General features: G+C 66.7%; 16 protein-coding genes. 7 read left to right on the plus strand and 9 right to left on the minus strand.

The window, feature by feature from the left end; genetic code table 11:
• Positions 1–54: 54 nt before the first annotated feature.
• From ubiD to IE097_RS03075, 4 genes are all read left to right on the plus strand, one after another.
• Positions 55–1,578 (plus strand): 4-hydroxy-3-polyprenylbenzoate decarboxylase, encoded by a 1,524-nt coding sequence (gene ubiD / locus IE097_RS03060; protein ID WP_189458645.1) that lies wholly within the window; start codon positions 55–57, stop codon positions 1,576–1,578.
• A 12-nt stretch (positions 1,579–1,590) separates the two neighbouring features.
• A complete protein-coding gene (locus tag IE097_RS03065; protein ID WP_189458646.1) occupies positions 1,591–1,956 on the plus strand; it encodes a DnaJ family domain-containing protein in 366 nt (121 codons plus the stop codon).
• Between the two features lie 21 nt (positions 1,957–1,977).
• Positions 1,978–2,805, plus strand: coding sequence for a CheR family methyltransferase (locus tag IE097_RS03070; RefSeq protein WP_189458647.1), 828 nt, complete (start codon positions 1,978–1,980; stop codon positions 2,803–2,805).
• Positions 2,806–2,927: 122 nt separating this feature from the next.
• Entirely contained in the window at positions 2,928–3,779 is an 852-nt protein-coding gene (locus tag IE097_RS03075; RefSeq protein WP_189458648.1) for a hypothetical protein, read from the plus strand.
• Between the two features lie 3 nt (positions 3,780–3,782).
• Here IE097_RS03075 and IE097_RS03080 read toward each other — a convergent pair whose 3' ends face one another.
• From IE097_RS03080 to lysA, 3 genes are all read right to left on the minus strand, one after another.
• A complete protein-coding gene (locus IE097_RS03080; RefSeq protein WP_189458649.1) occupies positions 3,783–4,337 on the minus strand; it encodes a DJ-1 family glyoxalase III in 555 nt (184 codons plus the stop codon).
• A 31-nt stretch (positions 4,338–4,368) separates the two neighbouring features.
• On the minus strand, positions 4,369–5,571 hold the full coding sequence (gene gltS, locus IE097_RS03085) for a sodium/glutamate symporter (RefSeq protein WP_189458650.1): 1,203 nt from the start codon (positions 5,569–5,571) through the stop codon (positions 4,369–4,371).
• A gap of 103 nt (positions 5,572–5,674) precedes the next feature.
• Positions 5,675–6,910 (minus strand): diaminopimelate decarboxylase, encoded by a 1,236-nt coding sequence (lysA, locus tag IE097_RS03090; RefSeq protein WP_189458651.1) that lies wholly within the window; start codon positions 6,908–6,910, stop codon positions 5,675–5,677.
• A gap of 115 nt (positions 6,911–7,025) precedes the next feature.
• Between lysA and IE097_RS03095 the strand changes: the two genes are divergently transcribed.
• Together IE097_RS03095 and IE097_RS03100 are read left to right on the plus strand one after the other, a co-directional pair.
• Positions 7,026–7,922 carry an ArgP/LysG family DNA-binding transcriptional regulator gene (locus IE097_RS03095; RefSeq protein ID WP_189458652.1) on the plus strand — a complete coding sequence of 299 codons (897 nt, stop codon included), beginning with the start codon at positions 7,026–7,028 and terminating at the stop codon, positions 7,920–7,922.
• The gene (locus tag IE097_RS03100) at positions 7,919–8,869 is read left to right on the plus strand and encodes a D-2-hydroxyacid dehydrogenase (RefSeq protein ID WP_189458653.1); all 951 of its coding nucleotides are present in this window, start codon (positions 7,919–7,921) and stop codon (positions 8,867–8,869) included. The genes IE097_RS03095 and IE097_RS03100 overlap by 4 nt, the downstream gene beginning before the upstream one ends.
• A 72-nt stretch (positions 8,870–8,941) precedes the next feature.
• Here IE097_RS03100 and mdtD read toward each other — a convergent pair whose 3' ends face one another.
• From mdtD to IE097_RS03115, 3 genes are read right to left on the minus strand one after another with little or no spacing between them, the layout of a single operon-like run.
• Positions 8,942–10,351: a multidrug transporter subunit MdtD gene (mdtD, locus tag IE097_RS03105; protein WP_229797395.1), complete on the minus strand. Its 1,410-nt coding sequence runs from the start codon at positions 10,349–10,351 to the stop codon at positions 8,942–8,944.
• Positions 10,348–12,138, minus strand: a complete 1,791-nt coding sequence (locus tag IE097_RS03110; RefSeq protein WP_189458654.1) for a monovalent cation:proton antiporter-2 (CPA2) family protein — start codon at positions 12,136–12,138, stop codon at positions 10,348–10,350. The genes mdtD and IE097_RS03110 overlap by 4 nt, the downstream gene beginning before the upstream one ends.
• Before the next feature lie 48 nt (positions 12,139–12,186).
• Positions 12,187–12,882, minus strand: a complete 696-nt coding sequence (locus tag IE097_RS03115; RefSeq protein WP_189458655.1) for a 4'-phosphopantetheinyl transferase family protein — start codon at positions 12,880–12,882, stop codon at positions 12,187–12,189.
• 178 nt (positions 12,883–13,060) lie between these two features.
• Here IE097_RS03115 and IE097_RS03120 point away from each other — a divergent pair, with 178 nt between their 5' ends.
• Positions 13,061–13,825, plus strand: a complete 765-nt coding sequence (locus IE097_RS03120) for a 2,3-dihydro-2,3-dihydroxybenzoate dehydrogenase (RefSeq protein ID WP_189458656.1) — start codon at positions 13,061–13,063, stop codon at positions 13,823–13,825.
• Between the two features lie 9 nt (positions 13,826–13,834).
• On the opposite strand, the gene IE097_RS03125 is transcribed toward IE097_RS03120, so the two are convergent.
• The 3 genes from IE097_RS03125 to IE097_RS03135 form a co-directional block, all read right to left on the minus strand.
• Positions 13,835–14,791 (minus strand): polysaccharide deacetylase family protein, encoded by a 957-nt coding sequence (locus tag IE097_RS03125; RefSeq protein ID WP_229797396.1) that lies wholly within the window; start codon positions 14,789–14,791, stop codon positions 13,835–13,837.
• 111 nt (positions 14,792–14,902) lie between these two features.
• Positions 14,903–19,264 carry a non-ribosomal peptide synthetase gene (locus tag IE097_RS03130; protein ID WP_189458657.1) on the minus strand — a complete coding sequence of 1,454 codons (4,362 nt, stop codon included), beginning with the start codon at positions 19,262–19,264 and terminating at the stop codon, positions 14,903–14,905.
• The gene (locus IE097_RS03135; protein ID WP_189458658.1) at positions 19,257–20,129 is read right to left on the minus strand and encodes an isochorismatase family protein; all 873 of its coding nucleotides are present in this window, start codon (positions 20,127–20,129) and stop codon (positions 19,257–19,259) included. The genes IE097_RS03130 and IE097_RS03135 overlap by 8 nt, the downstream gene beginning before the upstream one ends.
• Position 20,130: the final 1 nt, after the last annotated feature.

The raw sequence follows: 20,130 nt of genomic DNA on the forward strand, positions 1-20,130 counted from the left end.
GGGGCCCGGTTTTGTGGTCAAATACGGCTTTGATTTCAGGCCGATTCTGCCGCGATGAAATACCAGGATTTGCGCGATTTTTTTGCCCAGCTCGAGACGCTGGGCGAAGCCCGCCGTGTCCGGATACCGGTGTCGCCGGTACTGGAAATGACCGAGATCTGTGACCGGACCCTGCGCGCGCAGGGGCCGGCCATCCTGTTCGAGAACGTGCCCGGTTACAGGATGCCGGTACTCGGCAACCTGTTCGGCACGCCCGGACGCGTTGCGCTCGGCATGGGGGCACAGGAGGTCAGCGCACTGCGCGAGATCGGCAAGACGCTGGCCTACCTGAAAGAGCCCGAGCCGCCCAAGGGATTCAAGGATGCGTGGGACAAGCTGCCGCTCCTGAAGCAGGTGCTGTCGATGGCGCCGAAGGAAGTCCGCAAGGGCGCCGTGCAGCAGAACGTGGTCGAAGGCCCCGACGTCGATCTGGCGACGATTCCGGTCCAGCATTGCTGGCCCGGCGACGTGGCGCCGCTGATCACCTGGGGGCTGGTGGTCACGCGCGGGCCGAACAAGAAGCGCCAGAATCTCGGCATCTATCGCCAGCAGGTCATCGGCAAGAATCAGGTCATCATGCGCTGGCTGGCGCATCGCGGCGGCGCGCTGGATTTTCGCGAGCATGCCAAGCAGCATCCCGGCACAGATTTCCCGATCGCCGTGGTGCTCGGGTGCGACCCGGCGACCATCCTCGGTGCCGTGACGCCGGTGCCCGATACGCTGTCCGAGTACCAGTTCGCCGGACTGCTGCGCGGCAGCAAGACCGAGCTGACGCAATGCGTCGGCAGTGATCTGCAAGTGCCCGCGACGGCCGAGATCGTGCTTGAGGGCGCGATCAAGCCGTGCGCACCGGGGTTCGAGGGCGTGTCCGGGCATGGCGTACCGGTCAAGGAAATCGGCGGCTACCTGCACGCGCTCGAAGGACCGTACGGCGACCATACCGGTTACTACAACGAGCAGGACTGGTTCCCGGTGTTCGAGATCGACCGGATCACCCACCGCGACAACCCGATCTATCACAGCACCTACACCGGCAAGCCGCCGGACGAGCCGGCGATGCTCGGCGTGGCACTGAACGAAGTGTTCGTGCCGATCCTGCAAAAGCAGTTTCCCGAGATCGTTGACTTCTACCTGCCGGCCGAAGGCTGCAGCTACCGGATGGCGATCGTCTCGATCAAAAAGCAGTATCCGGGCCACGCCAAGCGCGTGCTGTTCGGCGTGTGGTCCTTCCTGCGCCAGTTTATGTACACCAAGTACATCGTCGTCGTTGACGATGACGTCGATACGCGTGACTGGAAGGAAGTGATCTGGGCGATCACCACGCGGATGGACCCGGTGCGCGACACCGTGCTGGTCGAGAACACGCCCATCGACTACCTCGATTTCGCCAGCCCGGTTTCGGGCCTCGGCGGCAAGATGGGGCTCGACGCGACCAACAAGTGGCCCGGCGAGACGAACCGCGAATGGGGCAGGGTGATCGAGCGCCAGCCCGATGTCGTCGCCCGTATCGATGCGATCTGGGCCGAGCTGGGGTTGTAGGAGGGACAGGGCATGTGGTTTCTGACCGAACTGGCTGAACGGCGGATCGCACAGGCGCGCGATGCCGGTGAACTCGACAACCTGCCCGGTGCCGGCCAGCCCTTGCCCGACGACATCGACCCGCTCGTCCCCGAGCACCAGCGGATTGCATATCGCGTGCTGAAGAACGCCGGCTACCTGCCGCCCGAACTGGAGATGCACAAGGAAGCGGTCGAGTTGGCGTTGCAACTGGCCGACATCAGCGACGATGCGCAAAAGGCCGTATTGGCCGACCGGCTGGGCCGGCTTAACCTGTTGCTGGCCGAGACCGGGCAGCGCCAGCTGGTTGTGCCGCTCGACTATGCATCACGGCTGGCCACGCATCTGGCCCGTCACTGAACACCGGATTCAAGGATTCCCATGTTTACTTCTCCGTCCCGCGAATTTCCGTTTTCCACGCAGGATTTCGACAAGATCCGCAAGATGATCTACGACTACGCCGGCATCGCGCTGGCGCCGGGCAAGGAGGACATGGTCTACGGCCGGCTGGCGCGGCGCCTGCGTGCGCTGGGGCTGAACAGTTTTGGTGAGTACCTGCACCGGATCGAGTCGGGAGATACGCGCGAGTTCGAGCTGTTCACCAATTCGCTGACGACCAATCTGACGTCGTTTTTCCGCGAAGCGCACCATTTTCCGGCACTGATCGACCAGCTGCGTGCGCAGCGCGAGCGTGGCGGTACCCTGCAGCTGTGGTGTTCGGCCAGCAGTACCGGTGAAGAGGCATGGAGCATGGCGATCAGCGCCTGTGAGGCCTTCGACACCCTGACGCCGCCGGTGCAGATCATTGCAACCGATCTGGACACCCATGTGCTCGAAACCGGCCGTACCGGCATCTACAGCGGTGACGACGTCGAAAAGCTCGATCCTGCGCGTGTGCGGCGCTTCTTTGTCCGCCAGCCCGATGGCCGCTATCAGGTCCGGCCCGAACTCAAGTCGCTGGTCACGTTCCGCCAGCTGAACCTGATCGCGCCGACCTGGCATGTCCGCGGACCGTTCGATGCGATCTTCTGCCGCAACGTGATGATCTACTTCGACAAGCCGACGCAGGCGCGCATCCTCCAGCGCTTTGCACCGCTGCTGAAGCCCGAAGGGCTGCTGTTCGTCGGGCATTCGGAGAACCTTTACCACTCGGCCGACCTGTTCAAGCTGCGTGGCAAGACCATTTACCAGCTGGCCAGGGCCGGCTGACAAGTTCCGCAGAATCCGACGGAAGGGCACGCGTTCGCTTGGGGCCGCCTTGAAGGGTTGTATAGCTTGGAAAGGCAGGCTGACAACCCCAAAGGGTGGCGATGATGAGCAAATCATGTGTCTTGCGGTCGAACTTCCAATGGCTGGTCCTGTGTTCGCTGTTGGCGTCCTGTGGCGGGGGCGGTGGTGGCGGGGGAGGCTCAAGCGGGACGACCGGCACCAGCAGTACCAATAGTCCGACCAGCACCAGCAACCCGAGCAGTCCAAGCAGCACCGACACCACGAGTTCGACGAACAGCAGCGAGGTCGCGACCGGGAGTCGCAGTCCGGCCGAAGGCATGTGGGTCGGTTCGACGAGCAGCAACCGGACGGTCACCGGTTTCGTGCTCGACGATGGCAGCTACTGGTTCCTGTATTCGCTGCCGAATTCCGGGGCGACGCTGGCCGGTGTGTTGCAGGGCAAGTTCACCGCCGCGAATGGCATCCTGAGCACGGCCAGTACGGTCGACCTGAACGCGCTAGGCAACAGCCGCACCGAGCCATCGGTGGCTGGCACCTATCAGACCAAGAAAACGCTGACGCTGAATGGCGCCGCGGCCGGCACCTTCAACACCGGTTACTCGTCGCAATACGAGGGCACGCCGAGCCTTGCAAAGCTGGCGGGCGTGTTCAAGGGCAGCTACGCGACCAGAACGATGACGGACAGCGTGTCGTTCAGCATCAACGCCAACGGTACCGTGGTCGGCACCAGCACCAGCTGTACGTTCTCGGGCAAATTCAGCCCCCGTTCAACCGCAAACCTGTACGACATGGGTCTGACGCTGACCGGCACCGGATGCATCGGTGGTGGCGGCAGTGTCGAACTGAACGGGATCGCCTATCTGGATGCGGCGGGGACGACGCTGTATACCGTGGGTCTGGAAGGCAACCGCGACCGCGGCATGATCTTCAACGGCTTGCGGGTCCAGCAGTAAGGCTCAGAGGTAGAGCATCGCCCGGCCGACCTCGAGCGCCTTGGCGTCGCCGGCCAGCAGCCGCAACACCTCGAGGGCAAACTGCCCGCTGGTGCCGGCGGCGCGCGATGTGGTGATCAGTCCGTCGGTAACGACCTGATAGGTGCTGACCGTGGCACCATGCCCGGCCAGCACCGGCTCGCAGCCGGGAAAGCACGTTGCCGACTTGCCCTCGAGCAGCCCGGCCTTGGCAAGCACCGTCGGCGCGGCACAGACCGCAGCGACGCGTTTGCCGGCATCGCGGTACGCACGGAGCCGGTCGGCGAGGTCCGCGCTGGCAGCCAGTGCCTGCGTGCCGGGGCCGCCGCCGGGCAGCACGATGGCATCGGCGATCTCGCCATCCACCGCCGCGAACGGCAGGTCGGCCTGGATCACGATGCCGTGCGCGCCTTCGACCGACAGCGTGTCGTCCAGCGCAATGGTCGAGACGAAGACGCCGCCGCGGCGCAGCACGTCGACGATGCTGACGAACTCGACTTCCTCAAACCCGGGGGCCAGGTAGACGTGAGCGGTGGCCATGATCATTTCCTCGAGGTGACGATGCGTCACCCTAGCCGTAAATGGGCAGGAACAGGAACAGTTTAATCACGATCGCATTGGCAATGTCGATGAAGAACGCCCCGACCATCGGTACGACGAGGAAGGCGACGTGTGACGGGCCGAAACGGTCGGTGATGGCCTGCATGTTGGCGATCGCCGTCGGCGTCGCGCCGAGGCCGAAGCCGCAATGGCCGGCGGCCAGCACCGCAGCATCGTAGTTGCGGCCCATCACGCGGAAGGTGACGAACATCGCGTACAGCGCCATGGCGACGGTCTGGACGGTCAGGATGGTCAGCATCGGCAGTGCCAGCGAGGTCAGCTCCCACAGCTTGAGGCTCATCAGGGCCATCGCCAGGAACAGCGACAGGCTGACGTTGCCGAGTACCGAGACCGCACGGTCGAACACGTGATACCAGCCGAGCTTGCCGAGGCCGTTGCGCAGCACCACGCCGACGAAGAGCACGCAGACGAAGGTCGGCAGTTCCAGCCAGGTGCCGTTGAGCCAGCCGGCGATCATCTGGCCACCGGCCAGCGACACGACGATCAGCGCCAGAGTTTCGATGAAGGCCTGAGCGGTGATCAGCCGGACCGCCTTCGGCTGCTCGAACGCCATCGGGTGCGAGGTGTCGGCGGCTTCGCCGGTGGGCAACGCGACTTTCTTGACCAGATGCCGCGCGACCGGTCCGCCGATCAGCCCGCCGAGCACGAGGCCGAAAGTGGCGCAGGCAATGGCGACTTCCGTCGCCGATTCGAGCCCGTAGGTCTGCGTGAACACGCTGCTCCAGGCCGCTCCGGTGCCGTGGCCGCCCGAGAGCGTGATCGAGCCGGCCAGCAGGCCCATCAGCGGATTCAGGCCGAGTGCGGTCGCGATCGCGACGCCGAGCGTGTTCTGCACCAGCAGCAGGCCGAGCACGACGAACAGGAAGATCGCGACGGTCCTGCCGCCTTTTTTCAGGCTGGCCAGATCGGCGCCGAGGCCGAGGCTGGCGAAAAAGGCCAGCATCAGCGGAGTCTGGATGCTGGTATCGAACTGCACCTGGACGTCGGCGGTGATGCGCGCCAGCAGCAGGACGATGGCAACCAGCAGGCCGCCCGCAACGGGTTCGGGAATGCTGTAGGCACGCAGCGGCGGGGTGACGGCGACGATCTTGCGCCCGAACAGCAGCACGAGCGAGGCGGCAACGAGCGTGCCGTAAGTATCGAGTGCGAGCATCGCCTCTCCTGTTGTCTTGTATGAAAACGGCCCCTGAAACAGGGGCCGTCGGCATTCTAGCAGCAGGGGGAAGTGTACTCTTTGTTACAAAATTCCCTTTTCATCATACCGATTCGAGTGCCAGCAGTTCGGCCACGGTCTGGCGGCGGCGGATCAGCCGGGTGTCGCTGCCGTCGATCAGGACTTCGGGAATCAGCGGCCGGGTGTTGTAGTTGCTCGACATGCTCGCGCCGTAGGCACCGCCGTCGTGGAAGACGATCCAGTCGCCGACTTCGGCTGCCGGCAGATCGCGCGGCGTTACCGTACCGCCTTCGCCCTGCGTGAACACATCGCCCGACTCGCACAGCGGCCCGGCGATGACGCTGGCGCGCTCGCCACCCTGCTTGGGCTGGCCATCGGCGTCGAGCAGCGAGACTTCGTGGTAGCTGCCGTACATGGCCGGGCGCATCAGGTCGTTGAAGCCGGCGTCGCAGAACACGAAATGGTTGCTGCCGACGTCCTTCATCGCCCGTACTTCGGCGACCAGCTTGCCCGATTCGGCAACGAGGAAGCGGCCCGGTTCGATTTCCAGCGTGACCGGGTGGCCGAGATGCGCCTCGATTTCCTTGCGTGCCGCGTCCCACAGGCTGAAGTAGTGGGCGGTGTCGATGCGTTCGCCGCCGACCCTGTACGGAATCGACAGGCCGCCGCCGGCCGAGATCGCCTTCAGGTCGCGGCCCGACGCCTTCACTTCCTTGATCATTGCGCCGCAGACGTTGCCGAGGTGTTCGTAATCGACGCCCGAACCGATGTGCATGTGCAGGCCGACCAGATCGAGGCCGTACTGGTCGATCAGTGCATACGCCTCGGCCAGATGCTCGAACCAGATGCCATGCTTGCTGGTTTCGCCGCCGGTGTTGGTCTTCTGGCTGTGGCCGTGGCCGAAACCCGGGTTGATGCGCAGCCAGACGCGATGGCCCGGGCTGACGCGGCCGAGCTGTTCCAGCATCTGCGGGCTGCCGGCGTTGACCGGAATGCCGTGCTCGACGACCTTGGCCAGCGTCGCCTCGTCGAGCAGGTCGGCGGTGAAGACGATGCCCGGATGGTCGCCCCTGGCGTCGTAGCCGGCGGCCAGTGCGCGCTCGATCTCGCCGAGCGACACCGAGTCGACCTTCACGCCCTGCGCCCGCATCAGCCTGAGGATGTGCGTGTTCGAGCAGGCTTTCTGCGCGAAACGGATCACGTCGAACTGCTGCAGCTGGGCGATGCGTTCGCGGATCACCGCCGCGTCGTAGGTCCAGAGCGGGGTGCCGTACTGGCGGGCGAGGGAAGCAAGCTGCGGGCCGTTGACCGGTTTCATCGGGGTATCTCTTCGGGAATCGGGATGGATTGCGGGATTGATTGTCGCCGCGTATTCAACCAGCCCGGCGCGGCGTGGTAAAACATTCTTTTCTAATTGCCGATCAGCGCCGCTAATGCTCGACTACAAGCTCCTCGAAGCGCTCGATATGGTTGCCCGCGCCGGCAGCTTCGACGGTGCCGCGCGCCGGCTGCACCTGACCCAGTCGGCGGTGTCGCAGCGGATTCGCCAGCTCGAGGAAAAACACGGCTGCGTGCTGCTGTCGCGCGATCCGGTCGCACCGACGCCCGAAGGCGAACGGCTGCTTGCGCACGTGCGGCGGGTGCAGCAGCTCGAGGCCGAACTGGCGCGCGACGCCGGCGCGGCCGACGCCTGGCGCAGCGTGGCGATCGGCGTCAACGCCGACAGCCTTGCCGTCGGCCTGATCGCCGCGCTGGCGCCGGCGCTGGCGGCGCAGCACATCCTGCTCGACTGCGTGATCGACGACGAGGCGTACACGCTCGAATCGCTGCGGCGCGGCGCCGTCGTCGGCTGCATCGCCAGCGAGGCGGCGCCGGTGCCCGGTTGCGCTGTACGGCCGCTCGGCGGTTTGGACTACCTTCCGGTCGCAACCCCTGATTTTGCCGAACGCTACTTCAAGGCCGGCCTGAACGCCGCGACACTGGCCGCCGCACCGGCTGCGGTGTTCGCCCATCGCGACAGCCTGCACCGGCGCTGGTTGCGTGAAGCGCATGGTCTGGCCGAAGGCAGCTATCCGGCACACGTGATCCCCGAGTCGAACGCGCTCTACGCCGCCGCGCTCGCCGGCATCGCCTATGCGGTGGTGCCGAAGGCACAGGCGGCCGCGGCCCTGCGTGCCGGCCGTCTGGTCGGACTGGGCGCAACCACGCTGACGGTGCCGCTTTTCTGGCACCACTGGACAAAACAATCACCGGTTGCGGAGCAAATCGGCGCGGCGCTGGTCGAATTCGCAGCAGGCCATTTCAACCCCTTGCCCGGAGAGCCGTCATGAGCCCCGAAATCGTCTTCCTCGATCGCGAAACCCTGCCCGCAACGGTGCGCCGGCCCGAGGCGCCGCACCGCTGGGTCGAATATGCACAAACCGGCATCGACGAGGCGAGGGAGCGCTTGAGGACGGCGACGGTGGCGATCAGCAACAAGGTGCCGCTGACTGCCGAGCTGATCTACGGCGCGCCAGAGCTCAAGTGCATTGCTGTCGCGGCGACCGGTTACAACATCGTCGATCTGGCCGCCTGCCGGGACCGCGGCATCGTCGTGTCGAACATCCGCGATTACGCAACGGCCGGCGTGCCCGAACACGCACTGATGCTGATGCTGGCACTGAAACGCCAGCTACTGTCGTACAGGCGCGATCTGGCCGGTGGCGCATGGCAGCGCGCACCGGGTTTCTGCCATTTCGGTGCGCCGCTGCACGATCTGGCCGGTGGCACGCTGACCATCGTCGGCAGTGGCGCGCTCGGTCAGGCGCTCGGCAAGCTGGCGCGCGCGCTCGGCATGCATGTGATCTTTGCCGAGAAGAAGGAAGCAACCAGTCTGCGCCCCGGTTACGTGCCGTTCGATCAGGCGATCGCGCAGGCCGACGTCATCAGCCTGCACTGCCCGCTGAACGAGCGGACCCGCAACATGATCGCAGAGCGCGAACTGGGCCTGATGAAATCCGACGCCGTACTGATCAACACCGCCCGGGGCGGACTGATCGACGAAACGGCGCTGCTTGAAGCTCTGCAGACCGGCCGCATCGGCGGTGCCGGGCTCGATGTGCTGATCGAGGAGCCGCCGCGCAACGGCAACCTGCTGCTCGATGTCGACCTGCCCAACCTGATCATCACGCCGCATATTGCCTGGGCGGGCGCCGAGACGATGCAGCGGCTGGCCGACCAGTTGATCGACAACGTCGATGCCTTCCTGCGCGGTGAGCCGCGCAACGTGGTGTCGTGATCACGCCTGCCGCAGACGACAACGCCGCCCGAGGGCGGCGTTTTTCATGGCGTCATGCCGCCAGCGTTGACCTCACTCAAGCTCGACATGTCCCGCTTCGCTGCATTCGCGGTCGTTCGGGTCGAGCTGCCAGAAGATCCATGCGCTGATCGCGGTGATGACGCCGACGCAGGCGAACGTGACCTGGAATGCGCTCAGCGCCGTGCCGGCCTCGGCATGGCCGAAGTAGTCGCTGAAAGCGCCGAGCATTGCACCGGCGGCGGCGACGCCGAGGCTCATCGACAGCGTCATGATCATCGACAGCAGGCCGTTGCCTTCCGAAGCCTGCGAGGTTTCCAGATCCTTCAGCGCCAGGGTGTTCATCGCGGTGAACTGGATCGAGTTGACGCCACCGAACAGCGCCAGCTGGACGATGCGCAGCCACAGCGGTTCGTTGGCCGAGAACAGCGCGAAGCTCATGATCATCAGCCCGGTCAGGAAGGTGTTCGAGACCAGCACGCGCCGGTAGCCGAAGCGCTGGATCAGCGGCGTGACCCAGCGCTTGGCGGCGAGGCCGGCGACGGCGGTCGGCAGCATCATCAGCCCGGCCTGTAGCGGCGAGAAGCCGAGGCTGACCTGCAGCATCAGCGGGATCAGGAAGGGCACGGCACCGGCGCCGATCCGCGCGAACAGGTTGCCCCAGACGCCGATCGTGTAGGTGCGGACGTGGAACAGCGTCAGGCTGAACAGCGGTTTCTCGTGCCGGCCGGCATGCAGCACGTAGACGCAGATTGCGGCCAGCCCGGCGATCAGCAGCAGCGTCACCATCACCGTTTTCAGCCCGAGTTCGGCCAGGCCGTCGAGCGAGACCGAAATCGTCACCATCGCGAATGCCAGCAGCAGGTAGCCTGCGGTGTCGAAACGCTGCTGGTCGGTGCCGAAGAAGGCCGGCATGAAGCGTGCCGTGGCGATGGCGCCGAGGATGCCGATCGGTATGTTGATCAGGAAGATCCAGTGCCACGAAGCATAGACGACCAGCCAGCCACCCAGCGTCGGGCCGATCAGCGGGCCGATCAGTCCCGGGATGGTGACGAAGCTCATCGCCGCGAGGAACTGCGTGCGCGGAAACGCGCGCAGCACCGCCAGCCGGCCGATCGGCAGCAGCATGGCGCCGCCGATGCCCTGGATGACGCGGGCGATGACCAGCTGCCACAGCGCGTGCGCCTGCGCGCAGGCGAGCGAACCGATCGTGAACAGGATGATCGCCGCCAGATAGACGCGCTTGGTGCCGAAGCGGTCGGCCAGCCAGCCCGACGCCGGCATCAGCAGCGCAACGGTGAGCATGTAGCTGATCACCACCGACTGCATGCGCAAGGGGCTTTCGCCGAGGTTGGCCGCCATCGACGGCAGCGCGGTGTTGACGATGGTCGCGTCGAGCGTCTGCATGAAGAAGCCGATGGCGACCAGCCACAGCAACCAGCGGTTTTCCCTTTCGTCGTTCACGCGTTGTCCTCCTTGTCCACGGCACTGCTGTCGGATTCGAACAGGCTTTCGAGTTCGCGCATCGCGTCCTTCGTCGCCTGGATCATCTGCTGTTCGTCGTGCGACACCGCATGCTGGCGCTGCAGCAGCGACTCGTCGTTCGCGCGGAACAGCGCCAGCGTACGGTCGCGGCGCGCATCGCTCAGTCCCAGCCCGGTCAGCACCTGACCGGCAAGTTCGAGGCTGTCGAGAAAGGTTTCGCGCTGCAGCGCGGTCACGCCGAGATCCATCAGCCGGTAGGCGTGGAAACGGTTGCGCGCACGGGCGTAGATCTTCAGGTCGGGAAAGTGCTCGCGCACCATCTGCGCGGTCTTGAGCGAAGCCTCGATGTTGTCGATTGCCAGCACGAAGACCTTGGCTTCGTCGGCACGGGCGGCACGGAGCAGGTCGAGCCGCGAGGCATCGCCATAGAACACCTTGTTGCCGAAACGGCGGACGAAGTCGACCTGGTCGGCGCTGACTTCGAGCGCGGTGAAGCCGATCTTCTTAAGCCGCAGCACCCGGCCGACGATCTGGCCGAAGCGGCCGAAGCCGGCAATGATGACCGGTGTCGCGTGTTCGGGGGCGATCACGTCGAATTCGCGCTTGGGCTTGCGGTCGAGCCGCGGCGCGAGCCAGTGCTCGTGCGCATACACGATGAACGGTGTGGCGACCATCGACAGCGTGACGACGATGACCAGGAGGTCGGCCAGAGGCTGATCCATCACTTTCTGTTGCACGGCGAGGTTGAACAGCACGAAGGCGAACTCGCCGCCCTGCGCCAGTGCGACGCCGAGCCGGCGGGCATGAAAGTCGCCGGCCTTGCTGATCCGGCCGATCAGGTAGAGCACGGCGAACTTGACCGCGACCAGCCCGGCGATCAGGCCGGCGATCAGCAGCCCCTTGGTCGACAGCAGCCCCAGATTGGTCGACATGCCGACGGCGATGAAGAACAGCCCGAGCAGCAGGCCCTTGAACGGTTCGATGTTGGCTTCGAGTTCGTGGCGGTATTCCGAATCGGCGAGCAGCACGCCGGCGAGAAAGGCGCCGAGCGACATCGACAGCCCGGCGTTTTCCATCAGGATGGCCGTGCCGAGCGCCACCAGCAGTGTCGCCGCGGTGAACACTTCCGGATTGCCCGAACGGGCGATCAGCCGCAGCGCCGGCCGCAGCAGCAGCCGGCCTGCAAGGATGACGCCGACGACGATGCCGGTCACGCGCAGGGCGCCGAGCCAGCCGGGTTCGGCGCTCTTGATCGCGGCGACGCCGAGCAGCGGCAGCACCGCGAGGAAGGGGATGACCGCCAGATCCTGAAACAGCAGGATGGCGAAGCTGTCGCGACCATAGCGGGCGGTCAGCTCCTTTTTCTCGGCGAGCATCTGAAGCACGAAGGCGGTGGACGACAGCGCCAGCCCGAAACCGGCGACGACGGCAGCCTCGACGGTCAGGCCGAACAGCAAGGCCGCGCCGGCGAGTACGCTGCCGGTCAGCAGCACCTGGGCGCCGCCAAGACCGAAGACCGAACGGCGCAGCACCCACAGCCGGCTGGGCTGCAGTTCGAGGCCGATGATGAACAGCAGCAGCACGACGCCGAGTTCGGCAAAGTGCAGGATGCTGTCGACCTGGCTGACGAGGCCGAGCCCCCACGGCCCGATCAGCACGCCGGCGGTCATGTAGCCGAGCACGGCGCCGAGTCCGCTGAGCCGGAACAACGGCACCAGCGCGACGGCTGCGGCGAGGAAGAGTGCGATCTGGGCGGTCAGCGTCATGCGGTCATCCGGAAAGGGGGTGGGGCGGTATACATCACTGTAGCGGGGTCAGCCCTGATGGCCGGCCGGGACCGCACACAGCGAGAGCACGAAATCGTTGCTGCGCGCGAGCTGCAAGGTGTACTCGGCACCTTGCGGGCAGGCGTCGGACAGCGTTGTCGTCAGCCGCAGCGTCGCCGTACCGGTGCCGGCGGCAACGACCTCGGCATCGTGAAAGCCGAAGTAGCGGCGGACTTGCGGGTACAGCGCCTTGAACAGGCTTTCCTTCATCGAAAACACCGACGTGAACCATTCGGCTTCGCTTGTGCCGGCCGGTAAGTGCTGCCATTCGGCGGTCGTGCCGACCTGATCACGCAGGCGCTCGGCACGGGCGGCGTCGACCCAGGGCTCGACGTCGATGCCGAGCCCTGCTTGCAACGCGGCCGGGGCGACGGCGGCAAGGGCAGTGCCGTGGCTGTGCGTGATTGCGCCGACCCAGCCGGCCGGCCATTGCGGTGCGCGGTCGTCGCCGACGGCCAGCGCGGCCTCGCCGTCATGACCGGCCTGCCGCAACGCATCCCGGGCGCAGTAGCGGCCGGCCAGGAACTCGACCTTGCGCTTGAGCGCCGCGCCGGCCAAGGCCGCGGGCAGCAAGGCCGGATCGTAGCGTTGCAGCGCGGCTTCGTCGAAACCGAAGCGTTGCGCGCTCATGCACACGCCGGACGGCAGGACGGCCAGAGCGGGAAAGTCGTTGTCAGAAACCATGGTTGCAATCTTAACCCCGACTGGCGTCGCTCGCATGACGATGCGGTCGTCCTCGGGGGCAAAGCCTGCGGCGGCGGACGCATAAAATTTCTCGGATTCAAAGGAAATCGGCGCTGGCCAAAATGGCGTCGAGCCGCGTTGATGCTAGCTTCGGGGCTCACGAAATCCGGAGCGGAACATGGCAGCAACAAGCGGAATCGCCGTCGTCAGCGGTGCGGCACAGGGCATCGGCGCCGCCGTGGTCGACGCGCTGGTGGCGCAGGGGACGCAGGTGGTCGCGCTCGACAGCAATGCCGACGTGCTCGCGCGACGTTATGCCGGCGTCGCCGGCGTGACGCCGCTGGTGCTCGACGTGTGCGATGCCGCGGCGGTCGACCGGGCCGTGGCGCAGATCGAGGCCGAGATCGGTGCGATCGGCGCGCTGGCCAATGTGGCCGGCATCCTGCGCATGGGCGCACTGACCGCGCTGCCGGTCGACGACTGGATGGCAACCTTCGCCGTCAACACCCACGGGGTGTTCCACCTGAGCCGCGCCGTCGCCACACGGATGCAGGCGCGCCGCAAGGGTGCGATCGTCACCGTCGGCTCGAACGCGGCGTCGACACCGCGCACGCTGATGGGGGCGTACTGCGCGTCGAAGGCCGCGTCGGCGCAATTCACCCGCTGTCTCGGGCTCGAACTCGCCGAGTACGGCATCCGCTGCAACATCGTCTCGCCCGGCTCGACCGACACCGAAATGCAGCGGCAGTTGTGGACCGACGACAGCGGCCCCGCGCGGGTGATTGCCGGCTCGCTCGACGGCTACCGGCTCGGCATTCCGCTGAAAAAGATCGCCACGCCGGAGGACATTGCCGGTGTGGTGCTGTTCCTGTTGTCCGATGCCGCCAATCATGTGACGCTGCAGGACATCGTCGTCGACGGCGGGGCGACGCTGGGCCGCTGATCCGGACGGTCAGCGGCTCAGGCAGTGCTTGCCGCCGGCATTGACCTTTTCCTGCAGCGCCCGCATCGCATGGTAGTCGGTGTGCTTGAGGTCCTTGCCGAGCTGCTGGATCGCCGCGCCGTTCCAGACTTCGAAGTCCGACAGCCGCAGGACCAGATCGGCGATGCTGGTGCGTGACGACGGGCTGTCTTCGGCCGGGTGGATGGCCAGATGACTGATGCCGGCCGGCAGGGTGGTGATCCAGCTGTCGTAGCCGGCGTAGCGCTGGCCGGGTTTGCGCTGGTCCGGGTTGTAGTGCATGAAATAGGCATCGGGTGTGACGATGCCCTCGGCCTGCATCTGGCGCGTGGCTTCCAGCTGTTTGGCCACCGGCATGAAGAAGCCCTGCATCACGATCGGGATGCCGGTTTCGCGGGGCAGCTCGGTGTAGATTTTCAGCAGCGCCGGACTGGCGGCCCAGAACACCATGTGCGCGTCGAGATGGGTGATCGTCAGCCCGGCTGCGCGTACCTTGGCAATCTGCGCCAGCAGCTCCTTCTTCACCTCGACCGGATCGGCATGCTTGGCGACCTCCTGTGTCGTGGCCCATAGCCGGCCTTGCGGGTTGTACAGCGACGGTACCTCGGCTTTCGGCAGCACGCTGCCCCAGGGCTGCTTGTCCTGCCACTCGTTGGTCAGCGTCAGGTGTACGCCGATTGCGAGTTTGCGGTCCCTTGCCATTTTCGCTGCGGCGGCAAAATTCGGCGTCGGCGGCATGATCGACAGGTCCTGGATTTTCTGCCGGTCCAGCAGCGCGAACGCGGCCCTGTCGAGGTCCGGATGCATGCCGATGTCGTCGGCGTTGACAATCAGGACCTTGTCTTTGGGCGCAAAACCGAGGCACTCGCTCAATGCGGTGGCCGATGCGGACTGGGCGAAGCCGGCGGCCAGAAGGGCGGCCAGCATATGGCGCAGCGGGAAGGGCATGAAGGCGTTCCTGAATCCGGACAAGCCGTCATGATAGCAACGCAACGACGAGAGACAGCTTGATGCAAGTGCGTGGACCGGCCGATCGGGCCGGCCCACGTCAACCTGCGTTTAGGCCGGCTGCGTCAGCGGCGCCGGCAACAACCCGCTGGCGACCGCCTGACCGAAGTAGGCGAACAGCGTGCCCCGGTCGATCGGTGCGGCGTCGGCGTCGGGCAATAGTGCAAGGATGCGGTCGTGGCGGATCGGCCCCATGCGCAGTACGTCACTGCTGCTGCGCGTTTCGAAGAACGACAGTGTCGCGCGATCGTTTTCGTCGGCGTGCAGCGCCACCCGGGTCAGCCATTCGGGCATGCTGCAGCGTTCGAGCGCATAGCCGAACACGGTCAGCGCCGCGAACACGTCGGCCAGACCGACCCTGCCGTTGCACGCCAGCTGGTAGACGCCGCCCGCTGTCGTCGAGCTGGTTGCCGAGCCGGCCGTGGCCAGCCGCACCACGGTATCGGCAACGACGTCGACCGGTGTCCAGACTTCTTCGACATCGAAAGCCGGGGCGCAACGGGCGCGCACCGAGGCCCGGACGATGCGCCAGACCAGATCCTGCGGGTTGACCCAAGGCCGGCTACGCGGACCGACGACACGCCCCAGCCGGTACACGGCAACCGGCAGGCCACGGGCCTGCGCGTTCTCCAGCACGTGTTCCGACAGCCATTTGCTCTGTTGGTAGCCGTCGGCCAGACCACGGTGTGCCGGCACGAAACGCTCGGCCGCTTCGGGCGCCAGCGCCACCGCCAATGTCGAGATGTAGTGCAGCGGCACGCGCTGCGGTGCTGCCATGCGGACCAGCTCGCGCGTCGCCAGCACGTTGGCGGCGCGCAGGCTCCGGTAGTCGCGGACGACGCTGACCTGCGCGGCGTTGTGCCAGATCGTGTCGATCGAGCCGGCGAGTTCGGCGAACCGGGCATCGCTCAGGCCCAGTTGCGGCTCGGCCAGATCGGCGGCGATCGCCTCGATCCGCCCGACCGGCAACGGGCGCGACAGACCATGGCGGGCCAGTGCGACATGCACGCGTTCGAGCGCTTCGCCGTCACTGCCGGCGCGGACCAGGCAGACGATGGTCGCCGCGTTTTCGCGCAGTAGGCGGTCGAGCAGGTGGGCGCCGACAAAACCGGTGCAGCCGGTCAGCAGGATGCGCTGCGGCGGAACGGCCGATGCCGCGTGGCTACCGGAGGGCGTTGCGACAAGCCGCGCCGCCGCCGAGGCAGGGGTGAACCAGTTTTCCGGAACGTCGGCATCGGCGAGCATCGCCGCACTGATGCCGGTGTGCGCGGTCGTTTCGCCGGCAGCCAGCGCCTGCGCCAGTCCCGCCGGGGTCGGATGGCGGAACAGCGTGGCGACCTGCACCGGGCGCTTGAGTTCGCCGCTGAGCCGGTTGGCCATCTGGATCATCTGCAGGCTCTGGCCACCAAGCGCGAAGAAATCGGCATCGGGCGCAATCGGCGTGATGCCGAGAATTTGCGACCACACGGCCAGTACGGTGGCGAGCAGCGGATCGTCGACGGTGACGGCCGCGGTGTCCTCCAGTGCAAGGGTCGCCAGTGCCTTGCGGTCGATCTTGCCGCTGGCATTGGTCGGCAGCAATGCGGCGAAGTGGAACACTGTCGGGATCATCGCCGCCGGCAGCGTTTCGGCAAGGAATGCACGCAGGCTGGCGGTGTCGACGCTGCGATCGCTAGTGGCGTCTGCGACAAGGTGGGCAACCAGCTGCTTGTTGCCGTCGGCGCGCGTCTGGCCGAGCACTGCCGCCGATTTCAGCTGCGGGTGGCGCAGCAGCGCGGTTTCGACTTCGAGCGGCGAGACGCGATAGCCGCTGATCTTGAACTCGTCGTCGACGCGGCCGGCGAAGTAGAGCACGCCGTTCAGACAGCGGACACGATCGCCGGTGCGGTAGGCGCGGGGCGCGCCGGGCAGGGTGTCCAGCGTGACGAAGCGTTCGTCGGTCAGGTCGGCGCGGCCGTGATAACCGGCGGCCAGCGTCGGGCCGATCAGGTACAGCTCGCCTTCGACGTCATGGCCGCGTAGCGGCGTGCCGTCGGCGTCGAGCAGCACGGCGGCGAGGCCGGGCAAGGGGATGCCGATTGGCAGGGCACTGTCGCCACCGGCGGGATGCCAGTCCGAGACGTCGGCGCTGGTGGCCACGACGGTCGATTCGCTCGGGCCATAGGTATTGAACAGCCGGACGTGTTCGCCGGCGACGGCTTGCCATTGCGCCAGCCGCTCGGCTTGCGCCGCTTCGCCGCCGATGATCACTGCGCGCAGATCGGCAGGCAGCACGAGCGATTGCGTTGACAGGCTGTAGGCGAGTTCGTGCCAGAACGCCGTGGGCAGGTCGAGCACGGTGATGCGTTCACGCGCGCAGGCAGCGAGGAAATCGCCCATCGATTCGAGCATCGCATCGTCGCGGATCACCAGCGTGGCGCCGACCGACAGCGTGACGAAAATTTCCTCGACGCTGGCGTCGAAGGTCAGCGGCGCGAACTGCAACACGCGATCGGCGCCGCTGATGTCATAGCGCTGCGCCGCGGCGGCAACAAAGTGCGCCAATGCGCCGTGACGGATTTCGACGCCCTTGGGTGCGCCGGTCGAACCCGAGGTGAACACGAGGTAGGCCGGATCGTCGTCGCCCGTCACGACCGGGGACGCGAGGGGGGTGCCATGTGCGCCGCCCGCCGGCGACAGCAGTGTCGTGCTGCTCGGCAGGTTCAGTCCGCTGTCGCTGTCGGCAAGCAGCACGCGCGGCTGCACCTGATCGAGCACGGCCTGATGCCGTGCCATCGGGTGGCTCGGGTCGAGCGCGACATAGCCGGCACCGGCGTAGTGGATCGCCAGCAGGGCGATCACGGCCTGACTGCCGCGCGGCAAACGGATGGTGACCAGGTCGCCGCGGGTGACGCCGGCGGTGGCGAGCCGTCCGGCCAGTTGCAGCGCGGCCAGATGCAGCGCCGCGTAGCTGTAGGTCAGCGGGCCGTCGACGAGCGCGACCGCGCCGGGTTGCCGGGCGGCCTGGCGGGCGATTCGGGCCGGCACGTTGCTGGCGTCCGATGCCGGCGGCTCGCCATGCAGGACCTGCGGCACCGTCGGCCAATCCGCCAGCGCCGTCTGCGGCAGCGCCAGCCAGTTCTCCAGCAGCGACAGCAGCGTATTGCGATGGCGGGCCAGCGCATTGCGGTCGTAGCGTTCCGGGTGGCCGTCGAGATCGAGGTAAAGGGCGTCACCGCGCACATAGACCGCCAGCGACAGATCGTCGACCGGTCCGGCCGAGACGTTGTGCACGCTGGCGGTGCAATTGCCGAAGGCCAGCGGGTAATCGAACGGCATGATGTTGACGACGGTGCCGAACGGCCTGACAGGATGGTCCGCCGACGCGGCGAGGTCGTGGCGCAGCCGCTCGTAACGGTAGCGCTGGTGGCGGCGTGCGCCGGTCATGACCGCGCGGGTTGTCTGCGCCAGCATGCGCAGATCGGCCGTGTCGGGTGTGGTGGTGCGCAGCGGAATGATGTTCATCGCCATGCAAGGTACGCGCAGTGCCGCGCTGCCCAGCCGCAGCATCACCGGCAGGCCGAGCGTGGTTTCCCCGCCGCCGCGTTCGCGTTGCAGCCAGCCGGCGATGACGGCAAGCAGCAGTTCCGGCCAGTCGACGGCGAACTCGCGCGCGCGCTGTTTCAGGCTGGCGGCAAGTGTGTCCGGTAGCCGTCCGCCGGCGCGCAAGCCGCGCGCGAGGGCGTCGGGCGTGCGGCTCGACAGCGAGGGTGGTTCGGCGCCACCGGCCAGCGTCGCCAGCCAGTAGTCGCGGTCGGTGACGGCCTTGTCCGCCAGATAGGCCGATTCTTCGGCGAGCACCGGTGCCATCGCGGCAAAGGCGTTTGCGGATGGGGGCTGGCCGCCGGTCAGCGCGCGGTACTGCTCGGCGACGCGCCGGGCGATCAGGTTGAAGCCGAAGCCGTCGAGCGCGATGTGGTGCGCGCGCTGCAGCCAGGCATGCCGTTGGGGACCAAGCCTGAACAGCACATGGTCGTACACATGGCCGTCCGGCAGCGAGAACGGTTTGACGAGTTCGGCGTCGAAGGCGGCCGCCAGTGCGCCATGGTCGGCACTGGCGTCGCCGCCGAAGTCTCGAACCTGCAGTGCGCGGGGGGGAACACCGGCGATCTGCACCGGCTGGCCGTCGGTCTCGACGAAACGCACGTGCAGTGCCTCGGCTTCGGCCAGCGTCAGCGTCAGTGCGCGGGTAAAGGCCGCAACGTCGAGCGGACCGTCGAGGATCAGTGCTTCGGCCGCGTGGTAGACGGTGCTGTCGAAGCCGGCGCGCTGCTGGCCGAGCCAGATGCCGAGCTGTGCCTCGCTGAGCGGCAGGGCCGCTTCTGATTCAGATATCGGCAGCCCCGCGGTGGATGTCCCGTTGTGATCAGGCATGGGCGGCCTCGCCGCACAGCCTTGCGGTCCAAGCGTCCAGCGTCGGCGTCTCGGCCAGGTCGACGAAGCCGACGTCGGCGCCGAGCGCGCGCCAGCGTTCGACCAGCGCCATCAGGCGGATCGAATCGAGGCCGAGCAGCAGCAGGTTGTCGTCGTCCTGCAGCTCGGCCGGGGTCAGCTGCATCTGCGCCGCCACGTCGCTGCGCACCAGACCGGCGGTCAGGGCCGGCAGCGGCAGCGCGGCCAGCGTATCGGCCAGTGCCGTCACCTTCGCGCAGCGACCAGCGGCGTAGTTCAGCGCCATCAGGTGCTCGTCGCGCGAAAAATCGGCGACGGCATCGGCGACGAGAAAGGGCTGGATGTCGAGCATGAAGGCTTCGAGCGCCGTCGACAGGCAGCCGATGTGGGCGTAGACGCCGCAGATGATCAGCTGGTCGCGGCCGGCGTCCTTGATCCACTGCTCGAAATTACTGCGCTTGAACGCGCTGTAGCGCCATTTGGTGAAGACGGTGTCGATCGGCGTCGGCGCCAGCTCGGCGACGATGTCGGTGAGCGCCGGGTCGGCGGCGAGACCGGTCCCCCAGAAGTCGGTCAGCAGGGCACGGTCTTCGGGTTTCTGGTTGCCGGGCTGCGCGGTATAGGCCACCGGAATGCCGAGCGCGCGGCAGCGGGTGACCAGCGCGCGGATGCGGGCGATCAGCTCGGGCACCGGCGCTTGCGTGCGGTCGTAGAAGTCGACGAAGTACCGCTGCATGTCGTGCACCAGCAGTACGGCACGACGGGCGTCGGGGGTCCAGTCGACCTTGCCGGCCGGAAGGTCGGCAGCGGTCGGCAGCGGATAGGAAGCAATGCGGGGAATGGCCATG

This window comes from Jeongeupia chitinilytica (assembly GCF_014652315.1).
GTDB lineage: Bacteria > Pseudomonadota > Gammaproteobacteria > Burkholderiales > Chitinibacteraceae > Jeongeupia > Jeongeupia chitinilytica.